Source organism: Desulfosporosinus sp. OT (assembly GCF_000224515.1).
In the GTDB taxonomy this organism is placed as follows: domain Bacteria; phylum Bacillota; class Desulfitobacteriia; order Desulfitobacteriales; family Desulfitobacteriaceae; genus Desulfosporosinus.
Genome location: NZ_AGAF01000111.1, coordinates 1 through 19,631, shown reverse-complemented (window position 1 = coordinate 19,631; position 19,631 = coordinate 1). Strand labels below are relative to the sequence as shown.

Sequence of the window (19,631 nt, the reverse complement as noted above, 5' to 3'; positions counted from 1 at the left end):
TAGATAGTGGAAGATACCTACCGAAAAATCACCGACCTTCCGGATCAGACAATAAAATAAAATGAAAGGAAAGTGTTTGATTTTGAATATCAGGCAAGGATTATATGAGTAGTATTGAACAAGACAGACATATGGAATTTAGCAGAAGCATTATTAAAGGCGTGGAAATCAAGCGGTGTAGAAACAACCCCCATGCTTATAAGTCTCATGTTCATAATGAACTTTCATTAGGGTATATAGGAGAAGGATCTACTGATTTATCATTGAACGATAAGACTATTCTTTATAAATCAGGTAATGGTGTCATTATACCACCATTAATGACTCACAGATGTGTACCGAAAGATATCAATCACTGGGCATATGTTATGTTATTTGTTGATCCCAGTTACTACAGTGATGTAGTAAGTTTTAGTCAAGCCAAAAAGTTAACAGGGAATCAAGCTCAGAAATTAATAGGCTTTATTGAACAACTACTAATAGAAACGATTCCAGACACATTGGAAAATATACTTATTGAATTATTGATAGAGTTTGGAGATAAAGACATTTCGGAAATTAATGCTACAGATACAAGTGATATCGTCAAAACGATCCATGATTATATCTTAAATCACGTGAAGGATGTCATAACATTAGATAAACTTCAGCAAATATCAGGATTAAATAAATTTTCCATAATTAGGAATTTCAAAAAGTTATACATAACAACACCTGCTGCATACCATTTGCAATATCGGGTAGCTGAAGCTAAAAGGTTATTGCGCAAAGGCGTAGACGTATTTGATATTTGTGAGGAATTGAGATTCTATGACCAAGCCCATTTAATACGAGAATTTAAAAAAATGTATGGTATTACGCCAGCAACCTATACACAGCAATTAAAAAGATAGTGTCAATTTTATACAATACAGCTCCTTATTATTGGGCTATTCTGGACTTAGTAAAGATCTTAGCACAGATAAGGAGTTTTTGTATGAATAGAATTAAATTAGTACTTGTTATGATTATCTGGGGGAGTCTGGGTGTATTTACAAGATCAATTCCATTGTCCGCTTTAAGTTTAGCTTTTCTGAGGGCATTAATTGCCCTGCCGATCCTTTTTATTGTAATGAAAATGAAAAAATCGGATAAAGTGAAATGGGCGCTTTTAAAACCCTATCTTATTTCAGGCGTATTACTGGGTTTTGGCTGGTTAACTTTGTTTTATGGTTTTAAACATACAAGTATTTCATCTGCTGTTATGATCTACAATATGTGCCCGGTATATGTAATGATATCTGCACCGCTGTTATTGAAAGAGGCTATCTCAAAGATTCAAATTGCAGTTGTTTTCATCTCGTTTCTAGGCCTCTTTATGATTGTGGGTAATAATTTATCAGAAGGTTACGGATACATGGGGCTGGCACTTAGTGCTATTTCAGGGATACTTTACGCAACCATTGTGCTTATTAACCGCAGTATTAAAGTCAGGGTGGATAATCAAACGGCAACCTTTGTGCAAATATTTACTGCGATGATTGTTTTACTGCCATTTGTATTGTTTGATGGAAATATTTTAACGATAGTACACTTGGATGCTAGAGCAATTACTTATACCATTTTATTGGGTGTATTACATACAAGTGTGGCTTATACCATGTTCTTTTCTCTCTATACACATATGAAATCGGTTGAAATAGTGACCTACAGTTATTTGGAGCCTTTATTCGGTATTTTGTTCAGTGTGATCTTTGTCGGAGAGACATTAACACTCCCTCAGATTATGGGTGGGATTTTGATATTGGGTTCGACCTTTATTGGGGGAGTGCTTAAGGATAGAAAATTATCTCAAGAAAAAGATCTAATTCAAATGTAAGCGTCAACGTGCCTGATAATAGTCCTTAAATAGGCATTCTTTCTTGGTCATTCATTGAATAGCCATCTCTTCTAACATCACTCATTTTTAATGAATCATCTTTTGTTTCAATGTGTTTAAGCTTTTTAACTGCCCCATAAGCTTCTTTTAATGAAAGCTTATCACCTCTCCCGGAAATAACCCATAACGTTTTATACCCTTTAGGTATTGAGAGAAGCTTTTCTTCACCTTTGCCATCTGTAAAATAGACTAACAAATTAACCATATGGTTATTAGCATATTCAAAAACCGGGGAAAATTTAGTGCCGCCTCTGATATTAATTCTCTCTTTTATATTCTTTGAAGATTTGACTTTATACACACGTCTGATTTCACTATCACATTCTACAATAGTAATTTCATGATTATAATTTTTAACGATATCCAGGACTTCTTTGATAGCTTGATTAAACTCTTGATCGCTAATGCTTCCGCTGATATCAAGGGCAACAACAATGGTTGCTCTGTGACTCCTAAGTTGACCTCTTAAATCGAATCGATCGGGCTGTCTCCTGTTTTTTCTGGTTATGGTCTTCTTTTTATTACCTTCCACGGCTCCCATCAACTTTTTAAGATATAAATTCCAAGGCAATTCACCCTTGCTGTTTTTAAGGGATGATATCATGCTTTCTAAATAACTTGGAATGCTGCCTTTTTGAGCATTATCTATAAACTTCTCAGTAAATTCTTGAAGCGTTTTTTGATCGATATCACTGGAGTCTGCCCAAATGGCATGGGTTTTTTCAGGATTATAATTGGTTTCTATTTTTTCGCCATTGTTGCGGTCGTCTGCTTCATCTGGATTATGATCATCGGCCTCAACTTCATCCTCATCTGCTTCCAGTAAGTCCAGGGCAGTTTGAATCTCTTCCACATAATATTCAAAAGGGTTAAAGGGCAGGAGTTTTAAAGAATACTTTAAATTGACCCATTCCAAGGTAACAGCATAAGGGGGGAGATAATCTAAATAGGTATTAACGACTATATTCATTGCCATATTAAGGGCTAATGTGCTGTAGCGACCCTTGAATTCTCTGGCTCTTATTAAATGCAGGGATAATACATGGAGTATTTCGTGTTTTATGGTACTTTCCATTTGTTTGATGTTAAGATTTAAAAAGATGATAGGATTGAAATAAATAACATATTTAGCTCCTTTAAAATTCACAGCTGTAGGGCTACTTATGTCAAATCGTATTTCTCTGGACATTTGCAGCAAAAAATAGCCATAGAAATTATCTTTGTCTTCCATAAGACTTAGATTAACTTTATCTACAAGGCTAAAAAACTCTTCTTTAAACTCTTTTGGTATATTTATCTCAGATTTTCTAACTTTGCATTTTGCTTTTGAAAAATCATTAATAATGATATTTATTTTTTCATAAAGCCCTTTAACTTGGTTGTCAAAAAAAGTTTTCATAGATTATCACCTTATTAAACTATAAGATTCAAAATACGATTCGATAAACGCTTCATTTTCTATGGAATGTTTATATACTTCAGAATAACTGTTTTTAATATCCTTCATTATTCCTATCTTTAAATCGACAGGATATAGATTTAAAAACTCAATCAGCCTTTTGATATAAAAACTTGAATCATCTCGATCATTTAATAGATTTGATTCTAAGTTTTTGAGAATATTCTTGGCGGATAGATAAAGTCTGGTATGGCTTTCGTTTCTGACTTTTTCCATGACCGATTCAGGAAGAGAATTCCCTGAAAAAACATCTGCATAAGATATGGGTGAACGATAATCGGATTCGACAAAGCTCACAAACTCTTCGGCTATTACTCTCCCGACATTTCCTTTGATAACATTTAAAAACACGGATCTGGGTATTGAATCTTTTTGCTTCTTATAAATTTTATAACTGCTGGAAATTCTCTCATAGCTTCTGGGCGTTGCTCTTAGATCGTCTTCGTTGATCTTATGCAAATATTCCGGGAAGGTGGAGATAAATTCGACAACCTTTGGCTCAATTCCAGCCTCTATGGCCCAATCTATCCACTGATTATAATCGGGCTCCATGTATAGCCAAACAAATCTATTTTCTTGCGCTGCATCCATATCGACAACTTGGTAATCGAAATCCGAACCATATTTACTGGAAGGATTCATAGCTGCTAATATTTTTACATCTCCAGGCAACTTATAGCCATTAATTTCTCTATTTAAGATTAGATTCATTAATTCCTGTTGTACTGTATGTTCACAACGATTGATCTCGTCGATAAATAAAAGAACTGTTTTCCCTTGAGATATTTCTTCATCAATTTCCTTTAGCTTATGATGAACGGCATAGACTGTCGCTTTTTTTTCAATCGGATCTTCTTGATCATTAAATCCTGCATAAGGTTCTATCGTCGGTAGCCCCCCGATTTCACCTTCTTTAAGGAGATTTCCGTTAATAACGATTAAACTCCAATTATTTTCTTGAGCAATCTCCTTGGCTAAAGCCGTTTTGCCAATCCCGCTTTCCCCAACGATTAAAGGTACTTCTCCAGTCGCTAGTACTAAGTCAACACTTTTTAATGTGTCTACAAAATTCATGAATTTCACTCCTATAGCATCTTCAGCTTTTCATCGACAGCTATTTTCTTCGCCTTTTTACTTCCATATTGATAAATAAACATGATCTTGTCGATGGGCATAATGTCACTATCTTTATCTATACAACTACAATTCAAAAAATCTCTAACATATTTTTCTTCAATATCTTCGTTGGATAATGATTCCTTTAAGACTTGTCCTAATTCATCTTTAGATAGCTCTTTCAGAAGATAATTAATCACTAAAATGTTGGCTTTTAAAAATTCTAACATTTTATTTTTATCTAAATCATTGATAAAGGTAATAGCCCTCTCATTATTCTGGATAGCTATAAGTTCTGCATTATGGGTAGGAGAATTTATATATCTTAAAGCATTATAATTGATTTTCACAGCCTCTTCTTGCGCACGTTCACAAGGTTCTTTGATAAATTTTATAGAATCGTAATTTTTTCTTACAGCTAATAATTGCAATTTCTCACTTGGATTCTTAACATATTTAATAGCCCAGCCGGCTTGATTTAGTGCTAACTTTATTAACTGATCCTTTGGATTTTTAATATACTCTAAGTTAACCCAGCTATCATTAATCGCTTTGATCATCATATCTTCGGTAGGGTTATTTACGAATTGAATCGCTCGTCCATTGTTGTTTATAGCTAATTTCTGCATCTCTCGAGTTGGATCTTCTATATATTTCAAGGTAAGTCCATTGTTTTTAACAGCCAATAACTTCATCTCATCGGTAGGATTATTTATATAGATTATAGCATTGGGATTATTCTTTATCATTGCCAGAAGCTTTAACTTTTCCATAACGTTACTTTCCTTCTGTTATTATTTTGTATTACTTGGTATCATTAATTTGATTTTAAAGTTAATCCGAATAGCATGATTATAGCACTGTGTAAAAAGAGGGTCTATATATGCACATCTCCACCAATTAATACTTAACAATTGAAACAATAAGGAAGTCCAAGATCTGGACTTCCTTATTGTATTTTCTAAAACTTAACTCAGCAATTTCCTTAAACTCTGACCCATTTGGCTACCACAAACCCAGGATTTCCTTTTCTTTTTACCTCGAGAGAAAGGGCCTCAGTTGTTGTTTGAACATTCGGTGGGAAGAAAAGACATTCTCCAATTTCCACAGATACCCCGATTTGCCAGGAGCATATTTCCTCTTTGGTATAAAGAGCAGCACGGGCGAAGACCGATGTGGGGTTGTTACAAGCAGCCTCTGCATAGTATTCACTCCAGGCACTCCTGCCGGCGATAAGTCCGATCATCAGACAGCCTCCGGGTTTTAAATGACTAAAAAGTATTTTCAAGACGTTTTCTGGTTCAGGTATGAATTCAAAGGCGGTCACGGAAAAAATCCCATCATAGGTTTCAAGTTGGTCAAAAATTTCTGTAATATCGGCATGCCACCAGTGAACAGGCTTAGCATGGTCGGTGTTTTCCTCAATCACCGCTATTTTCTTTTGGGCCAGAGCCATCATCTCAATGGAAATATCGACAGCAGTGACCTCATACCCCTCTTTCACAAGCCAGCCGGTATATTGTCCGGTACCACAGCCGATTTCCAGAACCTTTGGCCCCGGTGCCTTAAACATGGACTGGGCCAGGTGACGTTCAACTTGATCAGATACTGATCCAAGCTCAGTGTCGTACCAGGCATCATAACCTTCAGCAACGTGATCAAAAATTGCTACCTTCATTTGCAATCACCCTCGTGTTCCTATTTCCTATTTTGTAACGTTCTACTTTTTGCTTTTTAATTCCTTCTTCTGCTTTCCTTTAAGTCCGATAATATAGGCAGGAATTTGCTTCATGTTAAAGGACATGGGGGAATTACGGAACAGTTGGCCGGCAGCAATAACTCGGACAAAAGAGCAGTGATCAGTAAAAAGCTTAGAGAGATGGATTTAGACTATAATATCATGAACGAACGTAAAAATCGGAAAAATAGGAGATAGGCGAGAAGTGGCGGCCAAGCGGCGCCACTTCTTTTTAAAACTATCGCGGCTGCCTGCGCCGGAGATTAATAAATGGGAAGAATTGTCTTCGGGCGCCGGCCAAGTTGTTTGAATGGCGTTACCTAAATTGGTGGACAACCCCTAGCCGCATTTGGTCATGATAGCAGTGGGGAATATTGGAGGCATTACACCAACAATATGGTACTATTTCTGGTGTTGGGTCCCATACTCGAAGAAAAGTATAAATCTCAATCAGTTAATTTTACTCGCTGCATATGTAAAAATTGTAGTTAACTCATTTTTATCTTAGCGTGGGTTTTGTCGGGAATGTTGACGATATCCATATATAACAACTTAGTCAACTGAACTGCGCTGACGATTTCCTGTTTTACAGTTAAGTTCTCAAAGGCGTTTTATTTCCGTATTCTTGCTAAGAGTGGGATTTTAGTTAATTCACGGAAAAGGAGCTGAAGTGGTGATTTTATATAAAAAGATGAAAATCCAGGGATTGACTATATTTTATCGTGAAGCAGGTTCTCCGAATAATCCAACCATTATCCTGCTTCATGGATTTCCAAGCTCCTCTCATATGTTCAGGGATTTAATTCCCCTGCTGACAGACTGTTTTCACGTCATCGCTCCGGACTACCCTGGATTCGGTCATAGCAGCATGCCTACAATGAAGGAATATCAATACACCTTCGAGAATCTATCTATTGTGATTGAAAAGCTGTTGGCTGTGATTCAATTACCAGATCGGAACTATTATTTATTGAGTGCGCCATTAGATAAGATTGTCAAAGGTGTGTTTATCGAGCAAAATGGTTTGCCTCTCTATCCTAGTTTGTGGTGGCCGGATGACCGTACCTGGTGTGTAGCGACTGAGATTGATTTCAGATGGACCTATGTCGGTGGTTCGCAGACTTGTATTAATGAATTGCTTGCCAATACGCGATTAGAAGTTCAAAGAACAAAACTGAAACATCGAGGAGATTACCTTAGTGATGTGGTCAACAGTTCGGTCTGTCCGCATTGACAATTTCAACTTATCAGCATTTTTCAGCGGTATAGGCAGAAGGAGAATCAACTTAATAGAGCTATCCAAACTAACAAGTGTTATTATAGTAGTATTGCAGAAATGGAGATAATCACAATGCCAACAGGAAAAAAGCTAACTTATCTGATATTAGTGTTAGTTGTTCTATCATGGGGTTTGAATGTTGTAATGATTAAATTTCTAACCCAGAATATGTCCCCGATCTTGGTAGCTGCAATCCGAATGCCTCTTGCAGGAATTGTTTTGTTATTTTTCGTTTTAAAAAAATATGGGTTGTACAATCCCAGTAAGAAACAATGGAGATTGCTTTTTTGTATAGGATTAATCTCTGTTTGCCTGCATCAGTTGCTTTTGGGATATGGGGTTTCTGTGACGTCATCTGCAAATGCTTCCCTTATCCTAGCCCTAAATCCTCTGACAACGGCGCTTCTAGCCTCTATATTTGTCGAGGAAAAATTCACTAGGAATTTAGGGTTCGGAATACTATTGGGATTTGCAGGGGTTGTTTTGGTAGTATTCTCAAAATCTGGCACTGTTGAATTTTCGTTAATCGGAGATGTCATTATGTTATTAGCCATGTTGACGTATGTCATTGGGGGTTTGCTTATCAAAAAACTGTTGGAAACGCCGATTCCAACTTTAGTAGTGACTGCCTATTCTACCTTAATAGGAGGAATATTGTTAAATTTGGGGACGCTGGTTTCCTTTGGACCTTCGGTTTATGGACAGATTCATTTATCGTCAACAGCTGTACTTGTCTTATTATTATCAGCCTGGGGAGCTACAGCATTAGGTACATTGGGATGGAATGACGGGATTAAACAGTTGGGGGCCAACAGAACAGCTATGTTTTTAAACGGTATGCCTTTTGCAAGCATGTTCGGTGGTGTAGTCTTTTTAAATGAGAAAATTGCCGGGATCCATTTCTTAGCACTTATCCTCACTACGTTGGGTATTGTGATTGGGAGTATTTCCAAAAAGAAGGTCATTCTTTTAGAATCATACAAAATATAAACTTCCCAGGTAGAGTTCTAAATAGAACTCTACCTGGGAAGTTTATATTTTGCGAAAGCTTTTTTAGAAAGACTTTGGTCAATGAGACATCAAAATAGTTTAAATGAGCAAAAATGTGCAGTTAGGCGCTTTTTTTATTGCCAGAAAGCAGTTGAATCACTTGAGTGAATAAGAAGTAGCTGATCTAAAAACACGAAAAGCCGTATTAGAAACCCAAGATGAAGCCCAAGAATGCAGGCTGAACTCGTTATAGATTGATGTGGGGAAAAAGTTCGACCGCCTTGAGACGAAACTTGATCAAGTCCTGCAAGCTGCTCGAGGTAGACCAACTTGGTTGGTGGCGCTTACGATCTCAGGCCTTATGATATCCGCCACAGGTTGAGTTGTTTATTTGGTGACACATTAGAGCTGCGTAAGTGCAGCGGTTTTAAAATACCAGTGTGGCACTGATAAGACAAAACCTTCTTTATGCTCTTTTAAACAAATAAAAGGCCAAGTGCGGTAGACAGCTGTTTATTATTTCAGGGGTGATTGTAGGGCTGACACGGTGGTAATGCTTAATAAGTGACTTCCTCAAGGGTGTGTTCATAGTATGACTGGAAAGGAGCATCGATATGGATAAACCAACGATTAAGTGGATTGGGTCGCCAAACTATAGTAGCCCGAGGGGTTACAAAACCATTGCAATTGTGAATCACATCATGGAAGGTACATTAGTAGGGACCGACTCATGGTTTGGCAATCCGTCGAGTAAGGTTAGTTCCCATTTCGGAGTGGGAAAGAACGGTGAAATGCATCAGTATGTCGATCTTAAAAACCATGCTTGGGCTAATGGAAAGGTCGATAAACCAAATTGGCCTTTGCTTATTCCGGGAGTGAACCCGAATTATTATACGGTTTCAATTGAACATGAAGGAAAAAGTGGAGAAGTTATGTCTGAAGCGCAGTACCAGGCCACAATTGCTTTACATCGGTGGTTAATTGCAACCTTGGGGATTACGGTTACAAGGGATACTATCATCGGGCATTACCGGATTGATTCTGTTAATAAATCAAGATGTCCGGGAACAGGATTTCCTTGGGATCGCCTGTTTAAGGATTTGTTAGGAGGAGACAATGTGTTAAAAGTAGCTGTTTTATTGTTCACTAAGGATGATTTCTGGAGCGGGTATGATGTAGTTGTTAAGAATGGAAACTGTGCTATTTTCGTGAGACCAACTGATCTTTCAGTGCCAGCAGAAGCTTATAATGCTGAAAAATTGATTGTCGTTGGAGGGCCGACAGCGAAACATCCCAACGAAGTGCTGCTGAGTGGTAAGGATAAGTACCAAACCGCTGCTGCGGTGGCAAAATACTTAGGGTAAAAATAATTTTTTCCTATAAACAAAACAATTCAGTCTTGGACGGCATGAGTACTCAATCATCACTATGTAAATGACTCTCTGAATGTGAGTATTCAGAGAGTCATCGCTTATTATGGACTTAGTTGTTAACCTAATGCTATTTTTCGTTTTCCTCAACTAGATTGGTGACCTGCGTCTGCATTTAAATCTAAATTGTATATTTTCTTGAGTTCGATTATTTTTTGCAAACTATCTTCACCAAATGACAGACACAGGGTAAGAGAAAATTTACAACTAGAAATAGGTTTAACAGTCTAACTCTACTGACCTATTTCTAGTTTATGAGCGCCTAGGCCTTGAAATCCACTGATACATTGTCTGTGCCATTCCGGACTCCATAGAACCGACGACAAAAAGCAGGATACCGAAGATGAAAACGGACCTCCTTCCGAATAGGTCCGCAAGATGTCCATAAATCGGTGTGGTTATAGAGGATGTAAGCAGATAAATTGCGAAAACCTAACTAAGTAGATTCAAACCGCTCAATTGTTGAACAATGTGTGGCATAGCATTTATAATGTTTACTTTCGAAGTAAACCACTGCTAATGTCTGTAACATAACTAATATTATCCAAGGAAACACCAGGTGGTGGGATAGTCCGACGGGTTTATATGAAGGAGAAAATGCCTGTGATGTCTCGTTAGATATTGACAGGATCATTTAAACCAGTTACAATCAATTCGATAGTTTTCGAATCTTAATCTGATGAGTTCGGAGTTGGAATATGGACACGAAAAAAGCGGCAAAGATATTCAAGGCACTATCCAATCCAAATAGACTAGAATTATATTTTAAAATCGCCAATATGCATGAATCTAGTTTTCAAACCAACAGTGAATGTTTTGTTACAGATATCATCAGTTCTTTGAATATCGGTGCTCCTACTATTTCACATCATATCAAAGAATTGGTGAATGCTGATTTGATTAGTACAGAAAAAAAGGAAAATTCTTAATCTGCAGAGTGAATCAAGAATTGATTGAGGAAGTTAGCAAGTTGTTATCAATACAGCGTAAATGAATTATCACAAGGTTAAAATTCGGCTTATAATTCGATAGTTGTAAAACCATTAAAGCGTAAGCCGTTCAATACTTCTACAAAATAAAGCCAAACTTTAATACAGATAAAGAATTTTTAGTTGGTATTGACTGTAATCATTGTGGAACGTGTGTAAAGGTTTGCCCTCGTGACAATATAAAACTCGATGAGTTCAAACCAGTATATGGGGGGAAGTGTGAATTTTGTCTTTCCTGTATAAATCTTTGTCCGCAAAAGGCGATCCGATTAAGGAAAGAAAGTAATCCGAATGCACGTTTTATGAATGAAAATGTAACGTTAAAAGAAATTGTTACAGCAAATGATTAAATAATTGTTGGTTATTTATCTCACAAAGGATCCAAAATTTGGTATCGTTAATTTGATAATTATCGAAACTCAGAAGATGTGGAAAATGGAAAAATAGTAGATGGCAGTCTAATCCAGGAAAGAAGTGAGGTAATGAATCATGATTCTGAGGGTTATGTTTAGTTTGGTTATCGGGATTCTCCTGGCTGGTTTTCTATTCCTGAAATATCATCCAGTCTTTGGTGGAAAAGTATCTCAGGAGAAAGGTAACGCCTTAAGTCAATCTGAAAATTTTGCCAGGGGAAAGTTTATCAATCAGATCCCAACGGTAATGGATACTCGAATAACGACTATGGTAGGTATTTTGAGAGATTTTATGAAAGGTAATCCCAACGGTAAGCCAAAGAGGGCAATTCCTGTGGAGCCTTCAAATTCAGTCATTATGCCAGATAATTATACAAAAGTAACATGGTTTGGTCACTCGACTTCATTGTTGGAGATGGACGGGAAACTATTATTATTAGACCCAATGTTTTCTCAGACTCCTTCTCCGTTTTCTTTGCTCGGGAGTAAACGCTATAGCCGGATATTACCCATCGAACTCGAGGAGCTGCCTCCCATCGATGTTGTCATTCTGTCTCACGATCATTATGACCATTTGGATTATCAGTCAATAAAGAAACTGAAAGACAAAGTCAGTCAGTTCTATGTTCCCCTTGGTGTTGGAGGTCATTTGGCAAGATGGGGTGTCAAAGCAGAGAAAATTAAAGAGTTCGACTGGTGGGATGAATTTAAACTTGATGCTTTGACATTTGTTTGCACCCCTGCTAGGCACTTTTCAGGAAGGCGTGTGTCCGATCGAGACACCACACTGTGGAGTTCTTGGGCGATCGTAGGGCAAGAATCACGGGTTTATTTCAGTGGAGATACTGGTTATGGTCCTCATTTTGCAAAGATAGGAGAAAAGTACGGACCTTTTGATTTAACTCTCATTGAATGCGGTCAATATGATGAACGATGGTCGGCTATTCATATGATGCCAGAGGAAACAGTTCAGGCTCATTTTGATGTAAATGGAAAAATTCTGATCCCCATACATTGGTCAGCCTTTACGTTAGCCTTACATGATTGGACAGATCCCATTGAACGGGTAACTAAGGCAGCGAGAAAACGCAACCTATGCATTTCAACACCCAAAATTGGGGAAAAAGTGCTGATAGGCTCGGTGGAGTACCCTAACTCTATTTGGTGGAGATAATGAACGTGTTCCTTGGACAGACGGCAACTCCAGAGAGAGCGGACGGACAAAGCATCCTCTTCTCAAATCAGAAGAGGATGCTTACGTGTGCGGAACTAAGATACAGGAATTATATTTTTCGCTGCCCCAATAGTACACAGTTGTTAGTTGAAAAGATTAGAATTTTTTTGCAGACCATGCTTCGTACAATACAAATATAAATCTCCACCCTTCATCGTCATAGGTATCCGGGCTTCTGCACTTTGCTCAGGATACAATCGGATTAGAAGCACTCTGTCGTAAAGCACATACGCCACAAAAGTGATATAGTGGTCTTTCGTCATAATATGACGAATAGAAACATAGTAGTCTATATCCATTTCTGCCACTGTCATTTCATGTTCTGTTGTGTAGGGCCCTGGCTTTAGCGGCCGTAGTTTTCGCCCACAGCATGTAATGGAGGCGTTCCCAGTACTTGTCAGAATATTTCCGCAGGCGGGGCATACATAAAATTGAGTTTTATAAATCTTTCCCACATCAGGCAGGTTGGGATCAAGTTTACCCTCCAGCATATTTTGAATATCTGCCCCTAGTACTGTTGAAAGCTCAGACCAGAGCGTAACATCGGGACAACCCAAACCGCACTCCCATTTGGATATGGTCTTATTGCTGATATTCAGTAAATCTGCAACCTGTTGCTGTGTCAGGCCCTTTTCTTTTCGCAGTTGAAAAATTAAACGCCCAACCTTGGCGCAATCCACATTAATAACCTCCAGTATGTTAAGAGTTAGTCTATGCTATAGATATTTAGCAATGACTTGAACCAGCCGTGCCGGAAGCTGCCGTAAATCGGTGATATCCAAAAAGCGTTCCTGTCCGTAAATATCACAAATAGTCTCTTTATCCTGCCCTATGGCAGCAGCTAGAAATAATATCCCTTTGCGCCTATATTCCTGTATCACTTCTTTCATATCAGTTATGGCGGTCTCACCGGTATAGTCCGGCATAGCTTTTGGCTGACCGTCGCTAATGCTGATGAGCAGCTTCGTCTTTTGCGGTGCTTTCATTAGTTTTTCTGCCAGGATTCGCAGCGCCATGCCATCCCGGTTGTTGCTGTGTCCTTGTATCGCCATAAGGCAATACTTGTCGTTCAGGGCTGGATTTTCGTTGTCGATATAGGAGTAAAGCGACATCTGCTCCATTGATGAGCGGTCTGCAGTATCTCCGTAAATCAGTATTGGTATTTTGCAGTTTTCACAAAATTCATAAACAGCAACCGCAGCCTGTTTTGCAGCATCCAACCGCCCAAAGGCGCTCATAGAGGCCGATTCGTCAATTCGTAGTGCCACCGCAAGAGAAGGTTCTTCATCCGGCGGACATTTCTGGGAATAGTAGTGAAAATCAGGAGAAGCCAGCTTTTCGGCATGGAATTTTGTCCCGTAAAGACGGGATTTCGCAAACTCCGTGGATACTTCGTGTTCCAACAGCGGAACAGTTTTTCGTACCAACTCCCGGATTATGGGCATTAACGTCGATGCAATCTGATGATATTCACGGTGATGGGCAAGGGTTGCTTCCGGTCTGTGAACAATCAGATTGACTTTCTCATGGGAAGAACCCTTTACTATTTCCCGCGCTTGCCGGTTCAGATGTTTGCGAAAATCTCGCCTTTGCTGCTCCAATTCAACATTGGTTTTTTGTTGCAACTCGTGATATATGGGGTCTCCGTTCTCGCTGTTATCTGAGCTTTGCGTATCGGCTGCGTTTTCCGCATCGTCATTGGAATGGCCTTCGCTGTCAGGTGACTTTCGCAGGGCTACCGCCGGGATGTCTTCCTGAACAGTGTTAGAGAACTCTGTCTCCATAGTTCCTTCCGTATGGATTTCCATAACCTGGCCGTTGGTTTTAATTTGCAGTTCCGTTATCTGTTCCAGTTCTGACAACAACCCCTGCTTTGATAAGGCTTGTTCCAGAATAACGATTTCATCGGGGTCGGTAGTGATTTTATAAATAACTTTGTGATATAGAGCGTCCACCTTCCCTAAACCATGATGGACAGCGTCTACCCAGAAAAAATATGAACGCATACCTGCAACACCCTCGATGGCGTTTACCTTGGCGGTTTGATCCAATAAAACAATGACACGAGCAAAAGTCAACAGTAATTCTTCATCGGTACAGCCGGTTTTAGCCGCCGCTCGTGTCGTCATAACTTCGATGGGGGGCAGCTCCATCTTTTCACTGTGTTGCACACGGTCACGCAGGGCCTCGTTCAACGGGCGGCAGCCATTGTAGCCCCGATTTGTGGTAATAACAGCAATAAAATCAGGATGACGATGCACAATCCGGGTAGGCAGATTAATGCTGCCGTCCGGCTCCAACGCCGAGTTTAGTGCCATCAGCACAGCTGCGTCACGAATTACTGTAGGCTCCTGAATTTCCAGCAACCAACCGTTTTCATAAGCTCGCACAATTTCTGAGGGATAATATTTGTAAGTTACGCCTTTAGAATTGTTTTTATCCTCCGGCAGCACCGGCAGGATAGAACCTAATACGTCGGATTTGTCCATGTCCGCAAAACAGGTCACCTTAGTATAGGGCAGTCCAAAGTCAGCGGAGAGGGCTTTTGCAAGCTGTGTCTTGCCGGAACCGGCATCTCCCTCTAAAAGGATATTTGTAATTTTCATTTCACCGCGCGTCCAATTGCGCTTTACTTCTGCACAAATGCGGTGTTCAGCTTCACTTTCAATGTGGGTGACAGGCTTTTGCCAGACAAGAGATTTTTCTACTTCTGTCAACTGTCTATCAGGGGACAGAAGCCATTGATTTTCCATTTTAACAATACTCCATTTCCTCAAATATACGGGACAGCACGCGCAGCCGTTCGCCAGTCAGCTCTCCCAAATTGCTTAACGCCTGTGAGAACTTTTGAATGTCTTCGTTGATATTCGGATTCTCGGTGCAGACAGCGATTGGCATAACGCCGCCCTGCACACCAACCCGTTCCACTGTCGGCTTCTCCGGGTCATATAACAGCGGCAGCCGATAGGCTTCACGAAAGTACAGCAGGGTACGGCTTAGAAAAATCATCAGATCAAGCACCTGATAAATGGGCAGCTCAACGCTGAGTTCTAATTCGCCGTTCGCTGCTTCTTTCCAGATTTGCACTGCAATTTGTATATTCTTGTTGACGTCCAATGTCGGTGCGCCCAGTGTCAACCGTTTGATATCTGACTTATAGGCGTTTCTCCCATCGATGCGGTCATACTGATCGGCAATCATTACAATATCCTTGTTCATTTCCAAATCCTCCTTGCTTGTTTGTCCTGTACCAGACACCACTCTCGTAGCGCTTCCAGTTCTGCGGTGTGATCGTTTTATATTCTTCAAGAAGTTGCTTCTTTCTTTTGATATCCACATTGTTCACCTCGGCTTCATTGTATAAGTTGTATATAATGAAAACAATCCACGCTCCGTAGAGTCTACACTCTATAAAAAACTAATTAAAAAGATAAAACCTATGTCACTTATTTGTGTTGGTCAGAATCATAGTAATTGCAATAACTACTTCCCTTTGTTCTTATAACCCATCAGTACAAATGCCGTCCATTAGTTGGACGGCATTTTAGATAATCCTGCGAATTAAGGTAGTTTCCTATTTCCTATTTAGTTGGGTTATACATTCTTAGTTGATCCTCGGTCCATACTTTTTTTATTGCGGTGGTTTCTCTACGCCTAAATGAATCCAGTCTTCCTTTGGTGGTCCATAAACACCAAAAGGTTTTAGCCCTGCTTGGCGTATAAGAATTGTAGCTTGTCCGCGATGATGAAAAATGTGTTTAATTAGCCCGATCAAAATTTGAATATTTGATTCATCTCTTCCAAATGCATTCTGTACTTGGCTCAAAGACTTATCTGTCCACTGTTGTTCAATAACTTTAGCCGCTTGAACACTTACCCGTCTAAAGGTTTCAGCAATCTCTTTTGCCGAAGTTGGAACTGCAATGAGCATCGATAGGAGTATCAGTGTTCGATTTTATGGTCGGACTTTTTCCTTTTCAATATATTAAGTTGCTGACGCATTTAATAATACGTGTCTGATCAAACAGCTTGAAATTAGCAGAGGGTGCCAATCAGATTTTAAGACTGACTGGCGTCCCTTTGCAAAGTTTTGAAATTTTTTAATCATTCATCGAGCATTCAGGCTATGTCAAAGAAGGAGTTTGAAAACCTTGAGGACAGGCTGGATGCTTTTTTATGTGCTTATGCCGCCTATTGGCTCGCCAATCATGACGGGAAGGTTTTTGGTGATGATAGGGATGGATTCATTGCTATTCCAATAATAGACGGGAACGGAGCTTATGACGCAAGATCAGGCAGTGTAAAAATCTACAATAAATTGATTCGCGATAGAATCCCCCAGATCATCGAGGATAGCGACAAGAAAGCCATTATAGAAAAAGTTTCCAGCCAAGAGTACCTGGACTTATTAAACGCCAAGTTAGGTGAAGAGCTTCAGGAGTATCTGGACAGCTATAGCGTTGAAGAGCTGCAGATTTAGTTGAAGTGGTCTACGCCATCTTGGATCATAAAGAGGTTTTCCGGCAGGAATTCGAGGGTATCAGAAAGCAAAAGGTCGAGGAGAGAGGCGCTTTCCGGGATAAGCTCCTGCTGAAAGAAGTTAGCGACGATTGAGGGGTTGAATCACATTGACAGAAAAGATCAAGCAGAAGGGAAGCCTGGGTAGTATCGCCGAAGATCTCTTTGTCGAGCTGTTCTGTGATACCTTTGGTCCGGATCAAGCGGAGTATCTGTTTCTTCAGTATCCGGTCACAGATATTTATGGCAATAGACGCTCTATTGATTTTGCTCAGACAAGAGTTCTTTAAGTCGTTCTTCAGAAGAAGATAAGGGTTTCGAAGACGATTATGGGCTTAAGTTCTTTAATCCGTTAAGACAAAACTATGGGCATATTCAGGCTCTGAAGCAGAATTTGCAAGAATACTCAGAGTTGAATTACGTGCCGATTATTGTCTTTGCAATAGATGCTGATTTAAAGGTTAAGACAAATGCCAGGGTTATATATTCAGTAAAATTGCTTAAAACGATTAAAGAGTTTTCAGCGGAAACCATTACTGAGCAGCAAAAGGAAGAGATATATTCGAAATTACTAGCTCTAAATGTAAGAGATAAGGAATCCAGAACTCAACATGTCGAAGGAATACATAAAAAGAAAGCTGAAGCGGCGAACCAAGTAAGCGCTAATAGTTGTCCTAAATGTGGTGGGGAGTTAATTACCAGAAAGGGTAAATATGGAGATTTTAAAGGGTGTAAAAATTATCCGAAGTGTAAGTTTACAATTACTAACTAGGCAATGAATCTTGATTTCGGTGAAAGTGGAGTCACTAATACAAGTGTTGATAATAGCCGATAATTGGAAGTCATAACCAATCTAGGTAAAGGCATAAAAAGTAGTACCAATGCGAAATAAGGATAATGAGGTGGCAATTATTTTGGTATAGAAGGATTTTAGTGATTGTTGTAGAAACACAATATAGGTATATTATTACTTAAACGGGTAGAAGTGGTGGAGTGTGTTATGCTTTGAGTCTTAAATATCAGGAGTTTATTATGGAGGAGAGTTGGGTAAAGAATGATAATATCAAACTTGTTGGGGGTTTTGATAAATGAATAAAAAACAATCTCACATTATGTTGACTGTTATTATCATCGCAATCCTCGTTATTGGAGGAGGATTTATTTTCAGCAGATATTTTTATCTACCAAACTACCATATAGCCGTTAATCAAAGCGATATTAAGGATATTCGGATTGATATAAACGGAAATGACAGAGTTATTCCGTCTAAGGACTGGAGTTTATTGGTTAAAGAGTTCAATGGTTCAAAAATGGAAAGAGTTCGTAATCTTGATGTTAGTTATAATACCGTTGTATTATTTGCTTTTAATGACGGAACAACATTGAATTTTGCCGTTAATGGTAATGAGATAAGGGTTTCCAGACTTATAGGACAAAAGAAAGTGGATTATATAGCAAGAAATGAACAAATAATAAATTCAGTAAGACAAATTTACGATGCAACCTAACCTAACCTATTAGGAACTATATTTGTTGCGTTAACAATTGCCCGCCGCCGTATGGTGTCGGGCTTTTTCGTACAAAGCATAATACGGCTTTAATAATGGGGTTATTATATTAGACTTGTCTTTTGTGGTTCAGAGAGCCTGACCAATTAAATAAAGTCAACAAGTTCAAAGTGATATAAATGAAGCTTTTGATAAGCTTAATCCGATTCTAGCCTTATTAGAGAATGGCCTTTATATGATTTCGAGAATTGAAATGTCACCTACAGATGGAGAAGGGAATTTCTTTTGGACCTGTAATGACAATAAGTATTTTAAGGCAACGGCAGACATTTATTATAACTTCCCTGTAGGAACTGGATGGCCTAACTTTTTATACCCTACCCAACCTGTAAATAGATTTAATATAGACCAAATGAATCATTACAGAGAATAAATAAAAGCTGGTATATCAATGACTGGTTTAGCATTTTACATGGATGGTTCTTTCTCAGCATTATTAGATGGTCATCATAGGGCTACCGCTGCTTGAGGGGGGTAATGCTATGAAAATTAAAGTTAGAAACCTCAATTGACAGGAAGTCTTAAACATCATGGGTAAACCTGATTTTACCTTATCGGGGCTGTATGGCGACGGTTATGTGTTCAAGGACGGGTCAACCGTGGTATTTTACTTTGGTGCCAACGAGCTGGTGTATGATATTAAGAAATCAGATGAACCGAGGAAACCTGCCTCATTGCATACGAGTAAAACAGGGCTGACTTTGAATATAGGTTAGATCCGGTATGCGCATGAACCACATATTTCCTGCAGGATCATATCGTGATAATATAGGGTTGGATATATTTTCTAACCCGTGGCAAAATGATTTGGCTAGTGAGCGGGGATGAAAGAAAGGAAAGTGTGTATGCTCAGCATATCGAAACTGTTCATAAACAGAAAGAGACTTTTGCTGATCGGCGTTGCCTGTGTTGTTTGTGTGCTTATACTTCTTTGGACTTTGCGCACCGATCCTTTTGTACCTGCCGGGAGTTCGGATCC

General features: G+C 39.0%; 22 protein-coding genes and 1 pseudogene. 14 read left to right on the top strand and 9 right to left on the bottom strand.

Going from position 1 to position 19,631, the window contains the following annotated elements; translation table 11 throughout:
* The first annotated feature begins 104 nt into the window (after positions 1-104).
* Both DOT_RS09960 and DOT_RS09955 read left to right on the top strand, forming a co-directional pair.
* The gene (locus tag DOT_RS09960; protein WP_009617821.1) at positions 105-893 is read left to right on the top strand and encodes an AraC family transcriptional regulator; all 789 of its coding nucleotides are present in this window, start codon (positions 105-107) and stop codon (positions 891-893) included.
* Positions 894-976: 83 nt separating this feature from the next.
* Positions 977-1,858 carry a DMT family transporter gene (locus tag DOT_RS09955; RefSeq protein ID WP_009617820.1) on the top strand — a complete coding sequence of 294 codons (882 nt, stop codon included), beginning with the start codon at positions 977-979 and terminating at the stop codon, positions 1,856-1,858.
* Positions 1,859-1,883: 25 nt separating this feature from the next.
* Here the strand turns inward: DOT_RS09955 and DOT_RS09950 are convergent, their stop codons facing one another.
* The 4 genes from DOT_RS09950 to DOT_RS09935 all read right to left on the bottom strand — a co-directional run bounded on the left by DOT_RS09950 (position 1,884) and on the right by DOT_RS09935 (position 6,171).
* On the bottom strand, positions 1,884-3,317 hold the full coding sequence (locus tag DOT_RS09950) for a VWA-like domain-containing protein (RefSeq protein WP_009617818.1): 1,434 nt from the start codon (positions 3,315-3,317) through the stop codon (positions 1,884-1,886).
* A gap of 6 nt (positions 3,318-3,323) precedes the next feature.
* The gene (locus DOT_RS09945) at positions 3,324-4,451 is read right to left on the bottom strand and encodes an ATP-binding protein (protein WP_009617816.1); all 1,128 of its coding nucleotides are present in this window, start codon (positions 4,449-4,451) and stop codon (positions 3,324-3,326) included.
* An 11-nt stretch (positions 4,452-4,462) separates the two neighbouring features.
* Positions 4,463-5,266, bottom strand: a complete 804-nt coding sequence (locus tag DOT_RS09940) for a hypothetical protein (protein ID WP_009617814.1) — start codon at positions 5,264-5,266, stop codon at positions 4,463-4,465.
* 212 nt (positions 5,267-5,478) lie between these two features.
* On the bottom strand, positions 5,479-6,171 hold the full coding sequence (locus DOT_RS09935; RefSeq protein WP_009617812.1) for a class I SAM-dependent methyltransferase: 693 nt from the start codon (positions 6,169-6,171) through the stop codon (positions 5,479-5,481).
* 751 nt (positions 6,172-6,922) lie between these two features.
* On the opposite strand from DOT_RS09935, the gene DOT_RS31800 reads away from it, so the two are divergent.
* The 3 genes from DOT_RS31800 to DOT_RS09915 all read left to right on the top strand — a co-directional run bounded on the left by DOT_RS31800 (position 6,923) and on the right by DOT_RS09915 (position 9,864).
* On the top strand, positions 6,923-7,465 hold the full coding sequence (locus DOT_RS31800) for an alpha/beta fold hydrolase (RefSeq protein WP_083824057.1): 543 nt from the start codon (positions 6,923-6,925) through the stop codon (positions 7,463-7,465).
* A 117-nt stretch (positions 7,466-7,582) separates the two neighbouring features.
* A complete protein-coding gene (locus DOT_RS09920) occupies positions 7,583-8,500 on the top strand; it encodes a DMT family transporter (protein WP_040411789.1) in 918 nt (305 codons plus the stop codon).
* Positions 8,501-9,114: 614 nt separating this feature from the next.
* A complete protein-coding gene (locus DOT_RS09915) occupies positions 9,115-9,864 on the top strand; it encodes an N-acetylmuramoyl-L-alanine amidase (protein ID WP_009617800.1) in 750 nt (249 codons plus the stop codon).
* A gap of 318 nt (positions 9,865-10,182) precedes the next feature.
* On the opposite strand, the gene DOT_RS31795 is transcribed toward DOT_RS09915, so the two are convergent.
* Positions 10,183-10,320: a hypothetical protein gene (locus tag DOT_RS31795; RefSeq protein ID WP_242833812.1), complete on the bottom strand. Its 138-nt coding sequence runs from the start codon at positions 10,318-10,320 to the stop codon at positions 10,183-10,185.
* A gap of 308 nt (positions 10,321-10,628) precedes the next feature.
* Here DOT_RS31795 and DOT_RS09910 point away from each other — a divergent pair, with 308 nt between their 5' ends.
* From DOT_RS09910 to DOT_RS09905, 3 genes are all read left to right on the top strand, one after another.
* Positions 10,629-10,859, top strand: coding sequence for a metalloregulator ArsR/SmtB family transcription factor (locus DOT_RS09910; RefSeq protein WP_009617798.1), 231 nt, complete (start codon positions 10,629-10,631; stop codon positions 10,857-10,859).
* A gap of 146 nt (positions 10,860-11,005) precedes the next feature.
* Positions 11,006-11,269, top strand: a complete 264-nt coding sequence (locus DOT_RS28570) for an EFR1 family ferrodoxin (RefSeq protein ID WP_139024182.1) — start codon at positions 11,006-11,008, stop codon at positions 11,267-11,269.
* A 139-nt stretch (positions 11,270-11,408) separates the two neighbouring features.
* Positions 11,409-12,506, top strand: coding sequence for an MBL fold metallo-hydrolase (locus DOT_RS09905; RefSeq protein WP_009617796.1), 1,098 nt, complete (start codon positions 11,409-11,411; stop codon positions 12,504-12,506).
* A 143-nt stretch (positions 12,507-12,649) separates the two neighbouring features.
* Here DOT_RS09905 and DOT_RS09900 read toward each other — a convergent pair whose 3' ends face one another.
* The 4 genes from DOT_RS09900 to DOT_RS09885 form a co-directional block, all read right to left on the bottom strand.
* Positions 12,650-13,246, bottom strand: coding sequence for a helix-turn-helix domain-containing protein (locus DOT_RS09900; RefSeq protein ID WP_040411788.1), 597 nt, complete (start codon positions 13,244-13,246; stop codon positions 12,650-12,652).
* Positions 13,247-13,282: 36 nt separating this feature from the next.
* Positions 13,283-15,319 carry an AAA family ATPase gene (locus DOT_RS09895; RefSeq protein ID WP_009617790.1) on the bottom strand — a complete coding sequence of 679 codons (2,037 nt, stop codon included), beginning with the start codon at positions 15,317-15,319 and terminating at the stop codon, positions 13,283-13,285.
* Position 15,320: 1 nt separating this feature from the next.
* Positions 15,321-15,785 (bottom strand): DUF6530 family protein, encoded by a 465-nt coding sequence (locus tag DOT_RS09890; RefSeq protein WP_009617789.1) that lies wholly within the window; start codon positions 15,783-15,785, stop codon positions 15,321-15,323.
* Positions 15,786-16,197: 412 nt separating this feature from the next.
* Entirely contained in the window at positions 16,198-16,497 is a 300-nt protein-coding gene (locus tag DOT_RS09885) for a DinB family protein (protein ID WP_009617786.1), read from the bottom strand.
* A 195-nt stretch (positions 16,498-16,692) separates the two neighbouring features.
* Here DOT_RS09885 and DOT_RS31790 point away from each other — a divergent pair, with 195 nt between their 5' ends.
* From DOT_RS31790 to DOT_RS09860, 6 genes and pseudogenes are all read left to right on the top strand, one after another.
* On the top strand, positions 16,693-17,046 hold the full coding sequence (locus tag DOT_RS31790; protein WP_009617784.1) for a nucleoside triphosphate pyrophosphohydrolase: 354 nt from the start codon (positions 16,693-16,695) through the stop codon (positions 17,044-17,046).
* Between the two features lie 148 nt (positions 17,047-17,194).
* A complete protein-coding gene (locus tag DOT_RS09875) occupies positions 17,195-17,374 on the top strand; it encodes a hypothetical protein (RefSeq protein WP_009617780.1) in 180 nt (59 codons plus the stop codon).
* A gap of 35 nt (positions 17,375-17,409) precedes the next feature.
* Positions 17,410-17,511, top strand: a pseudogene (locus DOT_RS32670) (hypothetical protein); the annotation flags it as partial.
* Entirely contained in the window at positions 17,506-17,856 is a 351-nt protein-coding gene (locus DOT_RS09870; protein ID WP_348982142.1) for a topoisomerase DNA-binding C4 zinc finger domain-containing protein, read from the top strand. The pseudogene DOT_RS32670 and the gene DOT_RS09870, both read left to right, overlap by 6 nt.
* A gap of 316 nt (positions 17,857-18,172) precedes the next feature.
* Positions 18,173-18,592, top strand: coding sequence for a hypothetical protein (locus tag DOT_RS09865; RefSeq protein ID WP_009617776.1), 420 nt, complete (start codon positions 18,173-18,175; stop codon positions 18,590-18,592).
* Between the two features lie 590 nt (positions 18,593-19,182).
* On the top strand, positions 19,183-19,368 hold the full coding sequence (locus DOT_RS09860; RefSeq protein ID WP_009617772.1) for a hypothetical protein: 186 nt from the start codon (positions 19,183-19,185) through the stop codon (positions 19,366-19,368).
* Positions 19,369-19,631: the final 263 nt, after the last annotated feature.